The following is a 1,646-nucleotide window of genomic DNA, read 5'->3' on the forward strand; positions in this document are numbered from 1 at the left end:
GGCTATCAATAATTTCTTGCAAGTGCAGCAGCAGGCCACGCTTTGCCGCTTTCCCATTGAACGTTATCTCTCTGCCGAGCAGTAACAAATAGGCTTGCCTGATTGTGTGCACATAAGCAGACACGCCACCAAATCAAAAAGGCAGCCCCCTTCGGAAGGGGGAACTGCCTTGAATAAGCTCGGCTATCCGTCGCGCGCTTAGTACTTGCCGTTGACCATGCCTGCAACTTATACGCTAGCGAATACCCGTACCGGTTGACTTAACCACAGGCACCGACGTGGCCGCAGGCGGTGCAGAATTCGCAGCCGTCCTTCTTGATCAGCGCGTGGTTGCCGCATTCCGGGCAGGCCTTACCGGCCAGCTGCTTCATTTTGACACCGGTTTCAGGCACAAACAGATCGCTCTGCTCCGGCACCATCACGCCCATTTCTTCGATCGGCACGCCTTCTTCGGTCAGGATGCCGAGCATGGCGAAGCGGTGAATCAGCAGGCGCGCCACATAGGCAATGGTCGATGGCCAGCTTTGCGACTTGTCCAACCCCGGAATGCGGGCAAAGAAGTCGCCCTGCGCTTCGGCATAAGTCATCAGCTTCCTGAGCTTCATGCCTATCCAGGCCGGATCGATCACGCGCATGTCGAGGCTGAGCATCTTGCACAGGCCGTCGAATTCGCTTGGGTAGTTACCGGCCAGCCACATCGAGTACGGGCGGCGCTGGCCGTTAGGCAGCACCAGCTCTTTGACGAACAGAACGAAGTCGTCACTGGTTTGCGGGTTGGAGATATCCACCGACCAGCTCATGGTGCCGTCGGTACCGGACTTGGGTTCCTTGCGCGAGAACAGTGCATCCATCACCGGCGTAGACTCGCCTGCCTCGGCTTCCAGCGCGCCCAGTTGCGACACGCGGTACTGCACCACCTGCCCCAGCGCCGATGACGCAGAGGTGGCATAAATCATCTTTTCACCCAGCTCGAAAGCGTAACGCTTGTCGCCACTGCTGCGTGCCAGCACATCCAGTTTGGCTGCCAGCCAGGCGCGATCGCGGCAACGCATATCCATAGACAGCGTCTTGGCTATCGCCGACAGGCCGCGCTGTTCTTCGGTGGCGTTCACCCAGCACTCGAACGGGCTGCTGCGGCCATTTTCGACATGCCCCACCACCACAGCAAAATCGCCGGCCGTGCCTTCGACCATATAGGTCCACGACGGATTGCCCTCTTTCATTTTCGGGCGGTTCGGCCACTTGAGCGAGGCCAGCGCCGGGCTAGGCGCGGTGTTCAGTGTGATGCGGCGATCCGGATCGCCATCCTGGCTCGCCGACAGGTCTTGCGGCGTTTCCTTGGTTGGCTCGACCGACAACACCGAGCCGATTACGCTGTTCGGGCGATAGGTGGTGATGCCCTTGAGGCCGGCTTTCCATGCCTCGAGATACAGGCTCTCGAAGTCGGCAAACGGGTAATCGACCGGCACGTTGACGGTCTTGGAGATGGCGGTGTCGATAAACGGCGCGACCGCAGCCACCATCAGCATATGATCCAGCGCACCCATACTCATCGCCGAGACGAAATAATCCGGCAAGTTGTCGGTGTCGCCACCCAGCATGCGGTACACGCGGTAGGCGTGGTCTTCGACGACATAGTCCTGGGT

At 59.4% G+C, this 1,646-nt stretch carries 1 pseudogene; it reads right to left on the reverse strand.

Going from position 1 to position 1,646, the window contains the following annotated elements:
* Window positions 1-260 precede the first annotated feature (260 nt).
* Window positions 261-1,646, reverse strand: a pseudogene (locus ACRC1E_RS04660) (ribonucleoside-diphosphate reductase, adenosylcobalamin-dependent); the annotation flags it as partial.

The sequence above is a fragment of the Craterilacuibacter sp. genome (assembly GCF_051659485.1).
Classification (GTDB): Bacteria; Pseudomonadota; Gammaproteobacteria; order Burkholderiales; family Chromobacteriaceae; genus Craterilacuibacter.